The organism is Staphylococcus sp. HMSC13A10 (genome assembly GCF_001808005.1).
Lineage (GTDB): Bacteria > Bacillota > Bacilli > Staphylococcales > Staphylococcaceae > Staphylococcus > Staphylococcus pasteuri.
Map to the genome: position 1 here is coordinate 96153 of NZ_KV791856.1, position 16647 is coordinate 112799.

Sequence of the window (16647 nt, forward strand, 5' to 3'; positions counted from 1 at the left end):
AAACATGCAAAACGGTTAATTAAAATCGTTTTGCATGTTTTTAAGTTTATAAATGATTTAATGACCTATCCTAAACCTAACATTTTTGAGATAGGACCCCAAGGAAGAATAACACCAATTGCCATTGTTATAATAATTAAGACAATTGTACTCCAAAATAATTTTGTAGAATCTTCGTGTTTCTTTCTTTTAGTAATAGAAATTTCCATTAATGCAATAACACCTAAACCACACAACATTTTCAATGTTAAAAGTATATGATTGCCGCCTTCACCATTACTGGCTGCAGCAAATTCTTTAATTAATTCCCAAAAACCAGAAATTAATGTTAATAGCATAAACAATCTTAATGCCATCTGTAATGGTTTAAAATATGGTGTAGCTCCTTGTGCTTTAGAAATGTTTAAGTATGCAGCAATAAAAAGAATAATTGCTAATACCCAACTTAAAATATGAACATGTAACAAATCAATGTTCCCCCCACTTAATATTTTACTTAACTAATGATACCACAAAACGAACAATTTATTTTAAATGATATAAGTATATAATTTATTACCCTTTTTAAGAGATTGTTCGTCATAGTAATAAACAAAAATATAAAACTCTAACCCTAAGCCCAAACATAATTATAGCCTGAGACATTTACTTATGTCCCAGGCCTTTAACTATATTATCTAATTAATTATAACTAGTTTAATCTTATTCAGAAATGTAAGTAGTTAACGTACCAATATTATCGATAGTTACTTTAACTTCATCACCAGGTTGTAAGAATTTTGGAGGTTGCATACCAGCACCAACACCAGCTGGCGTACCAGTAGCAATAATATCTCCAGGATGTAAAGCAACGTATTTAGAAATTTCTTCGATTAATTCGTCAATTTTTAAAATCATTTCACCTGAGTTACCATCTTGACGAATTTCATTGTTTACTTTAGTAACAATATTAACGTTTTCAGGTGTAGGTAGTTCATCCTTAGTTACGATGTATGGTCCCATTGGGCAACCACCTGTTAAACTTTTAGATAAGAATGCTTGGTCGTGGTTATTTTGGGCATTACGGTCAGTAATATCATTGATAATTGTATATCCATAAATATAGTCTAACGCTAATGCTTTAGGAATTTTCTCTCCTGATTTACCAATTACAATACCTAACTCGCCTTCATAATCTAATTGATCAGTAATATCTTTGTGATTTGGAATTGTTGCTAAATCACCTGTTAATGATGATGCTGCTTTAGTGAAAACATATAATCGTTGTACTTCATGGTTTAATTCACTTGCATGATCTTCATAGTTACGACCAAATGCGATAACGTTATTTGGTGGAGTAACCGGTGGTAAAAATTCAATATCATTAAATGAAATTTTATAATCTTCAGCTTTACCGCTATCTTCAGCAGCTACAACTGCTTTACGTACTTGTTCTTGGAAATCTAACGTTTGGTTTTGTTGTAATCCTGCTAATAATGTTTTCGGATGAAAATCACTTTCTGCAAAATCTGCAAATACTAATGTTAAATCCCAAACAGCATCTTCACGTTTAACTTTAACACCATATGAAGTTCTGTCATTATGCTTGAATGATAAAAATTTCATTCATAATCAACTCCTCATCTATATCTTAATACATATTATAACTGTTATGACCATGAAATAACAAATATATAAGTAAGAAAATTAAGAAAGTTTCTACATATTCGTTTTTTCAAATTATCCGTAAGTAAGAGTATCTTAATTGTCATCAATTTCTAACATGCCAAATTTAAAGAAATATAAATAACCTTTGACCTTAGTTTGAAGTATCGTTTCTAAAGTATTGCGGTAATACTTCATCTGTATGCGATACTTATCCTTCAATTGTTGACCGATTTCTTCATCTGTTAATCCTCTTCGACGGTTAAAAGCGTCTGTCTTATAATCTACAAAATAATATTCTTTATCTTTAACATAGATTAAATCAATCATCCCTTGAATAATTGAAACGTCTTCATCTTTCAGTTCTAATTGATCAACTTTAGATTGATTCACTACAAAAGGTAATTCTCTATAAACTTGATCAGCGTTTGCTATTTCTAAATACAAATTACTATTTATAAAACGCATAATTTCTTTATATCTAATATCTTCTTTTGCATCAGATTCAATGATATTTTTATCTATAAGCTGATTGATATATTGATCTAAATCATCTTCAGTCATTCTTTCTTGGTTAAATGGTAAATGTTGCATTACTGTATGCATCAATGTACCCACTTCATTCGCTTTGCGTTTTCCTTGTTGACTTAAAAATTTAGGACGTTCATATGTTGAGACACCTATTCTATACTGTCGCACTCTGTCATAGTTAGTCCCACTTTCTTCCGTTTCAAGTTGACGTTTTAATTCTGATACAGATTGTTTTGACGGTTTTTCAGTGTCGGCTAAATAAGGATATTCGAAAGTTAACTTGTCTTTTATTTTAGCTTTAACATCTTCGTTTCCACTTTGATACATTTCAATATCTTCTATACTTCTATGTTCTTGATCAGTAGTTGCAATCTCTGTAGAAATATCTTCGAAATGATCAATAAATAATGTCACTCTTGGTTTTACATTACTATCCAATTGTTCAACTTCTTTTTCAAATTTTTGATCATTTGTAATACTAGACGATTGATATTTTGATAATATGCTATAAATCATTGTAAATGGATTAGATGCAGTTAAACGTTCATTAACAGCGATATGATTTCCCGAAATAGGCAATCTTTCTAGTTTATCTAATTCCTTTTCATCTTTAATTCTACCTATTAATATCAATTGTTCCTTGGCTCTTGTTAATGCTACATAGATTAAACGCATTTCTTCAGAAATCATTTCTTTTTCATTAATTGCAGAATAAGCGACTGAAGACAACGATGGATAAGCAATATCTTTTTCTACATCAAAGTAATCCATCCCTAATCCATATTTCTGATTCAAAACAACTTGTCCTCTTAAATCTGTTTTATTAAATTTCTTAGATAAACCAGAATATATGACAAATGGAAACTCTAAACCTTTACTACTATGAATTGTCATCATACGTACTACGTTATCGTTTGGCCCTACAATATTTTCTTCACCAAAGTCTTTACCTCTATCAATTAGCTCATCTATAAATCTAATAAATTGATACAATCCACGGAAACTGGAGTTTTCAAATTCAATAGCCTTATTAAATAGTCCATATAAATTTGCTCTACGTCCTCTACCACCTATTAAGCCACTAAAATATTGAATAACAAAATGATCGTTATAAAATTTATCAATTAATTGATAAACCGGATAACGTTGGCTATATTCTTGATAGTGTTGAATATCATCTAAAAAGTGTTTTAACTTTTTAACTAACTTTTTATTAGCAACATCATTATTAATATATTGGTGAATTGATTGATAAAAATAATCATCATTAGGACTAAATACACGAATATTTGCTAATTCATCTTCTGTAAATTGATAAATAACTGAGCGCATTAATCCAACCAAATAGATATCTTGTAACGGATTATCAACTGTACGTAAAAACGATAATATAAGTCGTACTTCTGTCTGTTCGAAATAACCTTCTCTACTGTTCACGTGAAATGGAATATCATTATCTTTAAAAGCTTGCTGTAAATTACGCGCTTGACCATAACTGCGTTCTAATATAACGATATCTTTATATGTCGCAGGTCGATATGAATTAGATTTCATATCATATACTTTTTTATGGTCTAAAATGTCTTTAACTTGCTCAACTATATAATTAGCCTCTTGTTCAGTACCAGTTAAATCACTATCTTCAGAACTCGCTTCAACCATTGTACGTAATTCTACATTATGATTAACATCGTCAAATGGCGCACCATAATATAATTGTGCCGCTTCATCATAAGAAATTTCTCCTACTTCTTCATCCATCATGTGTTTAAATAGATAGTTTGTCGTTGATAATACTTCTTTTCGAGATCGGAAGTTTTGAGACAAATCTATACGCATACCTGCTCCTTGTCCTTCGGTATTAAAACGGTTATATTTTTCGATAAATAAACTTGGATCGGCCTGTCTGAATTTATAAATCGATTGTTTAACGTCACCAACCATAAATAAATTCCCATTAGATTCTTCACCTGTTTTGATACAAGATAAAATCTTCTCTTGAACACGGTTGGTATCTTGGTATTCATCAACCAATATTTCAGAAAAATGTTGACGATACATTTCAGCAATTTGTGAAGGTGAACCATCTTCATTAGTTAAAATTTGTAAGGCAAAATGTTCATAATCCGCAAAGTCTAATACATTTCTTTGGCGTTTGTGTTTCCCAAATTCATTGATAACATCTTTCACAATATCCGATAAATATGAAACTCTTGGCGCTAACAATTGCATATCATGTTTCAAATCTTCTGCAGTTCTTGAGAAATAATCACTTTTAACTTTAGTAATCATATCTTTATATTTAGTGTACGCAGCTTTCGCATCTTCTAATGCATCTACCATCATGGCATTTTCTTCTTTGATTTTTGCTGTTATAGCTGGAAATCTACTTGCAAATTGATGATTTATAAGCGTTTCAATTTGTAATGTATCATTTTCAAATAATTGACTCATAAATCGTCGTTCTGATTCTATGACTTCTAACTGCTTATCTACACTTTCCATCATTGAAAATAACTCATAACTTTTATCAAGTGATTCTTGTGCAGCATTTATAAAAATCATTGCCAAATCATTTAATAATTTTAATAACTCATCTTGCTGTGATTCATCCATATATGGTGTTGAAAGTTGATTTAACCATTCTTGAGGATTCGGGTTAGCAATACTAAAGAAATAAAGTTGTTTAATAATACTTCTAAATTGTGTATCACTACGGTCATTAGATAATTGTTCAGTTAAATCAATAAATTCTGGTTTCAAATAATCATAATGTCGCTCTAACACTTCATCAATCGTTTGTTCTAAAAGTAAGATATTTTCTGCTTCACTACTCGTTCTAAAATTAGGATCAATATCTAGTACGTCATAATGTTGTTGAATTAATTTCAAACAAAAACTGTGTAAAGTGGAAATCTGAGCTTGATGTATTTTGATACGCTGATTTTTCAAGTGTTCATTATTTGGATCTTCAATCGAAGCTTGTTGAATACGTTGGTCAACTCGATGTTTCATTTCTCTTGCACTTAAATTAGTAAATGTCACTACTAGTAAACGGTCTACATCAATTTCATCTCTTAAAATACGTTGAATAATTCTTTCAACCAGTACAGCTGTTTTACCAGAACCAGCAGCTGCAGCTACTAAAATATCTTGACCTTTGGCATAAATACTGCGCCATTGTGCATCTGTCCAAATAACATCTTGTGGTTTCGTAGGTATCATTCAGTTCCACCTCCATTTTCTTCCATTTGTTGAATCGCTTCTATTGGATTAATAAACTCATCAACAGTGCGATATCTTTTACTATCTATCATGCCATCTACATGACAAACAGATTGGTAACTACAATATTGGCATGGCAATGTTTGTTTATATTTGAGTGGTGCTACTTCTGTATGTCCATCCATAATATGACTTGCCGTTTCAATAAAATTCTTTTTATTATGTTCTATAAATTTGTAAATAGTGTTTTCATCTGCAACCTGACTACTAGCTTTATTTATTGTTCCTTTAGCAGTTAAACCAACTGGCACAATATCAGATTTGAATTTAGGTTCTAATCTAATATCTAAAGCATCTAACACATTTTCATCACTATTAACTAATCCACTCATCTTAAATTTATTAATGTGCTCTTTTTCTAATTTTTCTTGATCAATTTCTAACCAATTTTTCAATTTGAGTCTTGGTTCATGAACATGGAAGTATAGTAAGCCACCTGGTTTAACGATATCTGTTAAGCCTAATCTTTCTTTGTTTTGTAATACGATGTCCATATAAGTCATCATTTGCATTTGTAAACCATAGTAAACTTTTGTTAAATCAAGTGTTGCACTATTTTTTGATGATTTATAGTCAATGATATTAACGTAACTTTGATTTTCTTTTGTATAAGTATCTATTCGGTCAATTTGACCACGTATATTAATAGGAACACCTTGTGTAGTTGTTAATGATTTAGCCATCAATTCTTCATCAGATTTAGGTGATTTACGGAAGCCCGTTTCAAATTGTTGTGGTTTGAATTTCGTATAGTCTCCTTGATATTTCAAAGCACTTAAAGTTGTTTCAACAATTGCGCCTATTCTTCTGGATAAATAACGATAATAAGCTGATGAATTTAATAGATTAAATTGAACTTTAGGTAAAATTTGTTCAAGCGCTTCTGATGTTAATGTTTTGATTTTTTTCTGATCAAGATGTTTAAAGTCTCCATCTATACGATCAGATATATATTTCAATACAGAATGGAAAATATCACCTAAATCAAAGTTTTGTAGTTCATATTTTGTTCGCTCATTTAATCTTAAACCATGTGAAGCAAAATGTTTAAATGGACATTGTTGATACCCTTCGAATCTAGATACACTCGCATTAATCGTTTTACCGTATAAATCCTGTGCCAGTGTTTCACTAAGCTGCTTCGTCTCATTATCGTAAGTTAACGAAGTGATTAAATAATCCAATCCCTCATTAAGACGCTCATCGTCACTCATTACTTGATATGCATCAAGCCATGTATCTGCTACAATTTCTTCATCTAACCAAGCTCTTAGTGACTCAAATAAATTAATTTTTGTTTGATGAACATGCTCAATTAATGAAATAGGATGTTCTTGATGCATTTGATGAATATTTATTACATCTAAATTGTCATAAATATCTTTTATTTGTGCTAAAAATGGACTCATTTCTTTTTCATCACCTGATGATCCCATCAAGCTATATGAAAATGTAACTCTATTTGTTGCACGAGTCATAGCAATATAGCATACAAATGCTTCATCCATTTGTAAGATATCTGACGTTGGGCTTAATTCTATTTGAGCATTTTGTTCGAATAATTTTTTCTCATCATCACTAATTAAGCTTGAAGAAGAAATAGGTTGAGGCATAGAACCATCATTCATACCGACAAGATAGATATGCTTTTTATTATCTACTTTAGCTAAATCCATCGTACCAATGCTTATTTGATCAAGTGTTTGAGGAATCATCACAAATTCTAATTGTTCTAATCCAATATCAAATACTTCTAAAAAGCGAGTTAATGTCATGCTTTCATGTTCAAACACAGTTACCAAATCATCTAGTATTTGAATTAAACCATTCCAAATTTGATCAATTTCTTCAGCTTCTTCATGGTAACCATCATTATCTAAAATATCTCGTTGTGTCATTAACTGATTGGGTAATTCAAAATATTCCATACTTTCATAAAATGCAGTAGCAAACTCACGAACTGTGTTACCTTCATTCATTGCTTGTTCAAAATGAAGAATTTTATCAATCACATCATTTTTTAATTTAACAACTTGTTCGAATGTCTCTCTTTCTTCTTGTGTAAGTTGATGTTCTTTACGACCCATTTTTCTAAAATTATCTACATTAAATAAATCGTCATCTAACCATCTTTTTCCATAAATACCACGTTCTATAGCAAAATTTTCTAATAAATCTATTAGGTGTGTACTATTTTTATATTGGTTAGTCAGCACATCTGTTTTCAATAAACGCATCATTGCATTGATATGCCAATTAGTTTGGATTACTTCGATTAGTGAACGAATCATTTCCATAATAGGATGATGTGTCATTGAACGTTTTGTATCTATGTTAAAAGGAATTTGATATAGCGGTAAAATAGATTCAAATAAATCGGCATATGATACGTCTCGATATAAGATTGCAATATCTTGAAATCTCAATTGGTTATCACGTGTATCTTTAAGAATTTGTCTTGCAATTTCATTAATTTCTTCTCTCATACTAGAAGATTCAAGAATATCGATATGCCCCTGATTTTGTTGAGGCGTTAGTTGTAATGCGTCGAATTGGGATTCTAAAGCTTTTAGATCATTGTGATTAAATCGATAGACTTCATTGAAAAGACGCTTTTGAAGTTGGATATGTAAATCTTGAGCAATCTCTTCTAAATGATTTAAAACTTCAGATGGCTTTCTAAATAAACTGAAAGCATCTTGATTACCATCAGTAGTTAATAATACCGTTACTTTTTTAGCATTTCTTACTAATGCTTGAATCATTTCGTATTCAAGAGTTGAAAAGTTATGGAAACCGTCTATGTATATTTCTGAGCGTTTTAGCCATTCAGATTTATCCATTTGTTCGATAAATTTTCGTAACGAATCTTCAACTGTAATAAAATTGCCGTGAGTTCGAGACTCAAATTGTTTGTATATTAAAGAAATATCTTCTAATTTATGTTTAGTTCTGGTTTGAATATCGTGTGTATTTAGAAATTCATCAATATGTTCAGGTAAGACAGAATATTTTTTAAAATCTTGAATTTGTTCGGCTAATTTCTCACTAAACCCAAAGTATTTGGCTTGTGATTTATATAATTTCATATCTGATTGATATTGTTGTACTAAATGATAAATCATCATTTCAGTTGCCGCTTTAGATAATCGTTGTTCCGTAAATCCCCCAACTTCTTGGAACACTCTATGGCTTAATCTTTCAAAGTGAAGTACCTCTGTTCTCAAACTTCCATTTAATGTTGAATCATTAACAAATGCTTGTTCAAATTGAAAAGTACTTTGAGTTGGAGCGATTAAAATAATTGGATCACCAAGTGGGTCAGTTTTCATTTTATCTTTGATTTCATTAACCATAGCTGTAGACTTCCCTGTCCCAGCTCTCCCTATATATGCATTTAATTCCATAACAACCCTCACTCCTTTGACAACATTTTAACATGGGAGCGGGACAGAAATAACATTTTTACAAAATTTATTTCGTTGTCCCGCCCCGCCAAGGTTGACTAAGTTAGTAAAGTATCACTACTATTTATAATAGTTTAGTGATACTTACACATTAGCTTTAGCTAAGGTGTTCCACTAAGGATTACATGAGTTAACACTCATGCATAAGTAATTCTAATTTCTAAAGAAAAAGAATTACTTTATCAGTCAACTACTGCCAATTTGTAACTTATTTCTATTTTTTAAGTTCACTTCATTTTCACAGAATTACATTATTGAACCTAATAGCTATCACTATTAGGTAAGTCATACTAATTTGTTTTACAAAAAGTATGACTTTCCGTTATACATATTTATTCATTAATATATCTACACAATTTTACACACAAAAAGCGATAGACTTAGCGTCTATCGCTTTCAAAATTAATTTTTAGTATTATCTGGATTAAAGTTAGCTTTAAATTCATTTAATGGCCAGAATCTGAATGAAACTTTACCAACAATTTGATCTTTATTAATCAAACCAAATGAACGACTATCTTTACTTACTTCACGATTGTCCCCTAATACTAAGTATTTACCTTTAGGGATGACATTTGATTTAGGGTTAGCATTAGGTAAATCTTTCACTTGGAAAGTACCAGTAATATATTCAATCTGTTTTCGTTTCTCATTATAATTTAAATAAGGTTCATCCTGTTTCTTACCATTTATATATAATTGGTCTTTTTTATATTCTACCTTATCTCCTGGAGTACCAATAACACGTTTAACGTAGTCATCTTTTTTATTAGCATGGAAAACAATAACGTTACCTTTTTTCACATCGCCAATTTTATAACCCATAATGTTTACGCCAACACGTTCCCCATCTTTTAATGTTGGATCCATTGAGTCACCTTTAATTGTATAAGGTTGACCAACAAAATCCTTTATAAACCATACAAGCAAAACTGCTATTGCGATGGCGACAATCCATTCTATAATTTCCTTTTTCAAATTACACACCTCTTATATTCATTTAAAGTCTGTCGTAAATGCATCAAACGGATAATATTTTACACTTACATCACCAATAATATTACTTTTATCAATTAGACCATAACGTCTTGAGTCTGATTTTACACTATCGTTATCATTTAATACAAAATAGTGTTTGGGTGAAATGATATCTCCATCTGAATGTTTCATATTTCTTAACGAAACATTATTCAAATCTCTATTTTTAGCGTACTTATCTTGAACTACTCTATCGTCTCGATAAAGCTTGTTATTTCTAATTTCAATAGATTGTCCTGGTTTCCCAATTATTCTACTAAAATGGATTCGTCCATTATCTTTATACATCACTATATCACCAGTATCTAATAAATTAAATGTGACTTTAATTTTATTAACAATCAATCGGTCACCTTCATTTAATGTAGGTGCCATACTTTGATCCTGTACAACAGCACCTCTGATGATAAATGTTTGAATGAACATTACAATAATAATCGCAAATATTAAGGAAATCAAATATTTAATAACAGTTTTCAACTTTTCACTCCTTAGTAGAGCCCATAAAATGTTTTTCTACCTTTTTACTTACAAACCAAAGTAAGACAAATAATAATAACGTCACAATAGCTCTTATCGGATTAGTGAAAATCGTCGTTACCTCTCGACCCATTATCCCTAATACAGTTATGGAAATCAATTTAGATAATGTTAAAACGATAAAATAATACTTTGTTTTAATATGTGAAAGACTTGCTACCACATTAATCAATGTATTTGGCGTAAATGGAAAACATAATAAAATAAATAGTGGTATTAAGCCTTGTCTATCTATAAAACTAATTAATCTTTGTACTGACTTTTTAGTTTTGAATTGTTTCATTTTTTTAGTATTGACTAACCTTTTAAAGATTAAAAACATTGTAAATGTACCTGCTACAATGCCTAGCCAACAAATTATAATGCCTACGACCGCACCATATGTATGCATAATTAAAATGACATAAAGCGTTAAGGGTAAAATGGGGATGATTGCTCTAAAATATATTAGCACAAACCCAGGAATATATCCGAATTGCCGAAATAAATCAAACCATTCTTCTAATTGTTCAAACGACAAAACATCAAATCCTTTCTTGGTAAACATTACCTTATTTATTATAGTTGTAATTATAGTATTTTGAAATAGCAATCTTCTTTTAAAGCAATAAATACATCTGAAGTTTGAGAAAACAAAACCACTTTACAACATGAAAGGCTAGGACAAGTTAGTCCTAGCCTTGTAATTATAACATTTATTTATTATAAAATATATTTTTTATAGATTATAGACGTGCTTCAAGATCTTTTTTCATTTCTTCAAATCCTGGTTTACCTAATAATGCAAACATGTTTTGTTTATAAGCTTCAACACCAGGTTGATTAAATGGATTTACGCCTAATTGATATCCACTCATAGCACAAGCTAATTCGAAGAAGTAAACAACATATCCAAATGTTTCTTCATCTAATCGAGGAATATTAACAACGATATTAGGAACTCCACCATCAGTATGTGCTAATAATGTACCTTCAAATGCTTTAGTATTTACCTCATCAATTGTTTTACCAGCAAGATAATTTAATCCATCTAAATCATCACTATCTTCTTCAATTGTAAGATCATGTTTAGGATTATTAACTTTAACAACTGTTTCAAATAAGAAGCGACGGCCTTCTTGAACATATTGTCCTAATGAATGTAAATCTGTAGTATAGTTCGCGCTTGAAGGATAAATGCCTTTAAAGTCTTTACCTTCAGATTCACCGAATAATTGTTTCCACCATTCATTGAAATATTGCATAGAAGGTTCATAGTTAATTAACATTTCAGTAGTGTAGCCTTTGCTATATAAAAGGTTACGGATTGTAGCATATTGATAAGCAATATTCTCTTCTAATTTATCTGAAGATAATTCTTCACGTGCTTTTGCTGCACCAATCATCATTGCCTCAATATTAATACCTGCAGCTGCAATTGGTAATAAACCAACGGCTGTTAATACTGAATAACGTCCACCAACATCGTCTGGTACTACAAATGTTTCATAACCTTCATTTGTAGCTAATTGTTTTAAAGCACCTTTTTTCTTATCAGTAGTAGCGAAAATACGTTTTTTAGCTTCTTCTTTACCATATTTATTTTCTACTAATTGTTTAAATAAACGGAAAGCAACTGCTGGTTCAGTTGTTGTTCCTGATTTTGAAATGACGTTTACAGAAAAATCTTTATCTGCTAAATAATCAACTAATTCTTTTGTATAACTAGAAGATAAGTGATTACCTACAAATACAATTTCAGGATAGTCATTATTTGTTCTGAATGAAGAAGTAAGCATTTCAATAGCGGCACGTGCACCTAAATAAGAACCACCGATACCAATAACAACTAATACATCAGAATTGGCTTTAATACGTTTAGAAGCTTCTACAATTCTTGAAAACTCTTCTTTATCATAATCAACAGGAAGATCAACCCAACCAAGGAAATCTTTTCCAGCGCCAGTACCTTCATGTATCGTTTTGTGTAATGTTTTCACGATATCTTTTTGTTGTTCTAATTCATGTTCTCCAAAAAATTCTAAAGTCTTACCATAATCTAATTGAATATGAGTCATCTAAAAAGCCTCCTATGTTTTTACTACTTTAATTCTACTAAGTTTATATTTGCTATTCAATTCACAAGTCTCCTTTTTACTATTAAAAATGAACTTTCAGTGTCATTTCAGTTTCCAAATGTAATCTCTTATCAATACAATATGCATTTTTCTAAAAATTTAATAACTTTAAAAATTCTTTTATATCAGCATATATTAAAGATAATATTGAAAACATCTCATCTATTAAATGTATATTTATGTAGTTTTATGGTTTATTTTTCATTAGCAGTCTGTTATGATGAATTTATATTAAAATTCTGAAAATAATTTGAGGTGTAAATATGAAAGAGAAAATTGTTTTAGCATATTCTGGAGGATTAGACACAAGCGTAGCAGTACAATGGTTAATAGATAAGGGTTACGATGTTGTAGCATGTTGTTTAGATGTTGGAGAAGGAAAAGACTTAGATGTTGTACATGAAAAAGCGTTAAAAATGGGCGCAGTAGAATGTCATATTATTGATGCTACAAAGGAATTTAGTGATGATTATGTAAGTTATGCTATTAAAGGTAATTTAATGTATGAAAATGCATATCCATTAGTATCAGCATTATCACGTCCACTAATTTCTAAAAAGTTAGTAGAAATTGCTGAAAAAACAAATTCAGTCGGTATTGCTCATGGATGTACTGGTAAAGGTAATGACCAAGTACGTTTCGAAGTCGCAATTAAAGCACTTAATCCAAAACTAAAAGCATTTGCACCTGTAAGAGAATGGGCATGGAGTCGTGAAGAAGAAATTGATTATGCAATCAAACATAATATTCCAGTATCAATTAATCATGATTCTCCTTACTCAATTGATCAAAATTTATGGGGTAGAGCTAACGAGTGCGGTATCTTAGAAGATCCTTATGCTGCCCCACCTGAAGATGCATTTGATTTAACGAATGCACTTGAAAATACACCTGATGAATCCGACGAAATTATTCTTTCATTTAAAAATGGTATACCTGTTCAAATAGATGACAAAGATTATGATTTAGACGATTTAATCCTTTATTTAAATCAATTAGCTGGTAAACATGGTATTGGTAGAATTGACCATGTTGAAAATAGATTAGTCGGCATAAAATCAAGAGAGATTTATGAAACACCTGGTGCAGAAGTGATTTTAAAAGCTCATAAAGCACTTGAAACAATTACTTTAACTAAAGACGTTGCACACTTTAAACCAGTGATTGAAAAGCAATTTTCTGAACAAGTATATAATGGTTTATGGTTCTCACCTTTAACTGATAGCCTAAAACAATTTATTGACAGTACACAACAATATGTCGAAGGAGATGTAAGAGTTAAATTATTCAAAGGCAATGCTATCGTAAATGGTAGACAATCACCTTATACTTTATACGATGAAAAGTTAGCTACTTATACAAAAGAAGATGCGTTTAATCAAGAAGCAGCTGTCGGATTTATCGATATTTATGGTTTACCAACGCAAGTTAATTCTATGTTACATGGAGGCTACAGTAATGAGTAAAAAAGCTTGGGGAGGAAGATTCGAAGCTCAACCAGAAGATTGGGTTGATGACTTTAATGCATCAATTGATTTCGACAAAAATTTAATAGGCCAAGATATTCAAGGTAGCATTGCACATGCAACAATGCTCGCTAATCAACATATTATTAGTCAAGATGATGCCAAAACCATTATAGAAGGCTTAAAAGAAATCCAAGTAGATGCGCATCAAAATAAAATTGAATTTAAAGCATCGCTAGAAGACATTCATTTAAACATTGAACATGAGCTAATTCAACGTGTAGGAGAAGTTGGCGGTAAACTTCATACTGGTAGAAGCAGAAATGATCAAGTCGCTACTGATATGCATTTATACACTAAAGAAGAAGTTCTAGAAATTATTGAATTAATTAAATCATTGCAGCAAACGATATTAAAAATTGCTAATACCCATATAGACACAATTATGCCAGGTTATACGCACTTACAACGTGCTCAGCCGATATCTTTCGCGCATCATATTATGACTTATTTTTGGATGTTAGAGCGTGATAAATCTCGATTCCAAGATAGCATCAAAAGAATCGACATCTCCCCTCTTGGTGCTGCAGCATTAAGCGGAACAACACATCCTATTGATCGTCACGAAACACAATCACTGCTTAATTTTAGTGCTATATATGAAAATAGTTTAGATGCTGTCAGTGATCGTGACTATATTGTCGAAACACTGCATAATATTTCATTAACTATGGTTCATTTATCAAGATTTTCTGAAGAAATTATTTTCTGGTCCACTGATGAAGCAAAATTCATTACGTTATCAGACGCTTTTTCTACTGGTTCGTCTATTATGCCTCAAAAGAAAAATCCAGATATGGCAGAATTAATTAGAGGTAAGGTGGGTCGTACAACAGGTCATTTAATGAGTATGTTAGTTACACTTAAAGGCCTACCATTAGCTTATAATAAGGATATGCAAGAAGATAAAGAAGGTTTATTCGATGCTATCCATACAATTAAAGGTTCACTCAAAATTTTCGATGGCATGTTAGATACGATGACTGTTAATACTGATCGTCTTAATGAAACAGTTACAAAAGACTTTTCAAATGCAACAGAATTAGCTGATTATCTTGTAAGTAAAAATGTACCATTTAGAACTGCACATGAGATTGTTGGAAAAATTGTATTAGATTGTATTAATAACGGTATTTATTTACTCGATGTGCCTTTAACAGATTATCAATCCTATCACCAGAGTATAGAATCTGATATTTATGATTATCTAAAACCAGAAAATTGTTTAAAACGACGTAAAAGTTATGGTTCGACTGGTCAAGATGCAGTTAAACATCAACTATCAGTTGCTGAAAAATTATTAAAATCATAAGTTATTTTGTAGGAAGTCGTTCAGAATTATAAAGTTTTAGCCTGAGACATTGCTTTGTTTTAGGCTTTTTCATTTTGCGTAGACACCACTTTTTTTATATTTATACTTAATAGTTTACCAACTTTTAAAAATAAACATTATATTGTTATACAACTTATAGTATAATTGATAAGTATTTTAAAATTATTGGAAAGGTCATATTATGTATAAATTTCTAAAAGCTGTCTTATTATTTATTTTAGTATCTACAATTTGTGTATTTATTTATTCAAAGTTTCAACCAACAATTGATGCAAAAAGTTCTAAAAAACATTGGTTATCCAACCCTACAAACGAAAAATTTGTAACTATCGCTCATAGAGGTGCAAGTGGTTATGCACCTGAACATACTTTTAATTCTTACGATAAAAGCCATAAAGAAATTGGTGCTTCATATATCGAAATTGATTTACAAAGAACGAAAGATGGACAACTTATAGCTATGCATGATGACTCAGTAGATCGTACAACCAATGGGTATGGTAAAGTAAAAAATTTAAACTTATCTCAAATAAAGCAATTAGATGCTGGAAGTTGGTTTAATAAAGCAAATCCTAAATTAGCTAAATCAGAATATATAAATGCCAAAGTCCCTACTTTAAATGAGATACTTACTCGCTATGGTAACAAAGCAAATTATTACATCGAAACAAAATCTCCTGATGTTTATCCTGGAATGGAATCTCAACTATTACAAACACTTAAACAGCATGGTTTATTATCCAAGACATCTTTAAAAAACGGTCACGTTATGATTCAATCATTTTCTGAAGAAAGTTTGACAAAAATACACAAGTCTAATCAAAATGTTCCCCTAGTTAGATTAATCAAAAAGCATCAGCTACAACATTTAACAGATAAAGATCTTAAACATATTAAAAGTTATGCAACTGTAATTAGTCCTGAATTCAGTGACTTAACTCGTTCTAATACTTCTCACATCAAAGATTTAGGATTTCTTATCCACCCATTTACTGTTAATGAAACTGCAGATATGAAAAGATTAAATGGCTATGGTATTGACGGTGTTTTCACCAATTATCCAGATAAATACAAAAAGGTATCACATTAATTTATTACAAAGGGAGCGGGACAGAAATAATATTTTCTCAAAATTTATGTCGTTGTCCCACCCCGGCAAGGTTGAC

General features: G+C 30.7%; 11 protein-coding genes. 3 read left to right on the forward strand and 8 right to left on the reverse strand.

Annotated elements, in window-relative coordinates; all coding sequences use genetic code 11:
• Positions 1-65: 65 nt before the first annotated feature.
• From HMPREF3125_RS04910 to HMPREF3125_RS04945, 8 genes are all read right to left on the reverse strand, one after another.
• Positions 66-467: a YisL family protein gene (locus HMPREF3125_RS04910; RefSeq protein WP_070452299.1), complete on the reverse strand. Its 402-nt coding sequence runs from the start codon at positions 465-467 to the stop codon at positions 66-68.
• A 235-nt stretch (positions 468-702) separates the two neighbouring features.
• Positions 703-1605: a fumarylacetoacetate hydrolase family protein gene (locus tag HMPREF3125_RS04915; RefSeq protein ID WP_017637413.1), complete on the reverse strand. Its 903-nt coding sequence runs from the start codon at positions 1603-1605 to the stop codon at positions 703-705.
• Positions 1606-1740: 135 nt separating this feature from the next.
• Positions 1741-5400 carry a helicase-exonuclease AddAB subunit AddA gene (gene addA, locus HMPREF3125_RS04920; protein ID WP_070452302.1) on the reverse strand — a complete coding sequence of 1220 codons (3660 nt, stop codon included), beginning with the start codon at positions 5398-5400 and terminating at the stop codon, positions 1741-1743.
• A complete protein-coding gene (gene addB / locus HMPREF3125_RS04925; protein WP_070452305.1) occupies positions 5397-8867 on the reverse strand; it encodes a helicase-exonuclease AddAB subunit AddB in 3471 nt (1156 codons plus the stop codon). The genes addA and addB overlap by 4 nt, the downstream gene beginning before the upstream one ends.
• A gap of 462 nt (positions 8868-9329) precedes the next feature.
• Entirely contained in the window at positions 9330-9905 is a 576-nt protein-coding gene (lepB, locus tag HMPREF3125_RS04930) for a signal peptidase I (RefSeq protein WP_017637416.1), read from the reverse strand.
• 18 nt (positions 9906-9923) lie between these two features.
• Positions 9924-10445, reverse strand: a complete 522-nt coding sequence (gene lepB / locus HMPREF3125_RS04935) for a signal peptidase I (protein ID WP_017637417.1) — start codon at positions 10443-10445, stop codon at positions 9924-9926.
• Between the two features lie 4 nt (positions 10446-10449).
• Positions 10450-11025 carry a TVP38/TMEM64 family protein gene (locus tag HMPREF3125_RS04940; protein ID WP_017637418.1) on the reverse strand — a complete coding sequence of 192 codons (576 nt, stop codon included), beginning with the start codon at positions 11023-11025 and terminating at the stop codon, positions 10450-10452.
• 205 nt (positions 11026-11230) lie between these two features.
• The gene (locus HMPREF3125_RS04945) at positions 11231-12562 is read right to left on the reverse strand and encodes a glucose-6-phosphate isomerase (protein WP_029055583.1); all 1332 of its coding nucleotides are present in this window, start codon (positions 12560-12562) and stop codon (positions 11231-11233) included.
• A 323-nt stretch (positions 12563-12885) separates the two neighbouring features.
• Here HMPREF3125_RS04945 and HMPREF3125_RS04950 point away from each other — a divergent pair, with 323 nt between their 5' ends.
• The 3 genes from HMPREF3125_RS04950 (at position 12886) to HMPREF3125_RS04960 (ending at position 16571) form a co-directional block, all read left to right on the forward strand.
• The gene (locus tag HMPREF3125_RS04950; RefSeq protein WP_070452308.1) at positions 12886-14088 is read left to right on the forward strand and encodes an argininosuccinate synthase; all 1203 of its coding nucleotides are present in this window, start codon (positions 12886-12888) and stop codon (positions 14086-14088) included.
• Positions 14081-15460 carry an argininosuccinate lyase gene (gene argH / locus HMPREF3125_RS04955; protein ID WP_070452312.1) on the forward strand — a complete coding sequence of 460 codons (1380 nt, stop codon included), beginning with the start codon at positions 14081-14083 and terminating at the stop codon, positions 15458-15460. Before HMPREF3125_RS04950 ends, argH begins: the two co-directional genes overlap by 8 nt.
• A 202-nt stretch (positions 15461-15662) precedes the next feature.
• Positions 15663-16571: a glycerophosphodiester phosphodiesterase gene (locus HMPREF3125_RS04960; RefSeq protein WP_070452315.1), complete on the forward strand. Its 909-nt coding sequence runs from the start codon at positions 15663-15665 to the stop codon at positions 16569-16571.
• Positions 16572-16647 lie beyond the last annotated feature (76 nt).

What these genes read in the sequence shown, in the direction of transcription:
- HMPREF3125_RS04915 (WP_017637413.1), bottom strand. Translation starts at nt 1,605, where the DNA reads ATGAAATTTTTATCATTCAAGCATAATGACAGAACTTCATATGGTGTT.
- addA (WP_070452302.1), bottom strand. Translation starts at nt 5,400, where the DNA reads ATGATACCTACGAAACCACAAGATGTTATTTGGACAGATGCACAATGG.
- addB (WP_070452305.1), bottom strand. Translation starts at nt 8,867, where the DNA reads ATGGAATTAAATGCATATATAGGGAGAGCTGGGACAGGGAAGTCTACA.
- HMPREF3125_RS04945 (WP_029055583.1), bottom strand. Translation starts at nt 12,562, where the DNA reads ATGACTCATATTCAATTAGATTATGGTAAGACTTTAGAATTTTTTGGA.
- HMPREF3125_RS04950 (WP_070452308.1), top strand. Translation starts at nt 12,886, where the DNA reads ATGAAAGAGAAAATTGTTTTAGCATATTCTGGAGGATTAGACACAAGC.
- argH (WP_070452312.1), top strand. Translation starts at nt 14,081, where the DNA reads ATGAGTAAAAAAGCTTGGGGAGGAAGATTCGAAGCTCAACCAGAAGAT.
- HMPREF3125_RS04960 (WP_070452315.1), top strand. Translation starts at nt 15,663, where the DNA reads ATGTATAAATTTCTAAAAGCTGTCTTATTATTTATTTTAGTATCTACA.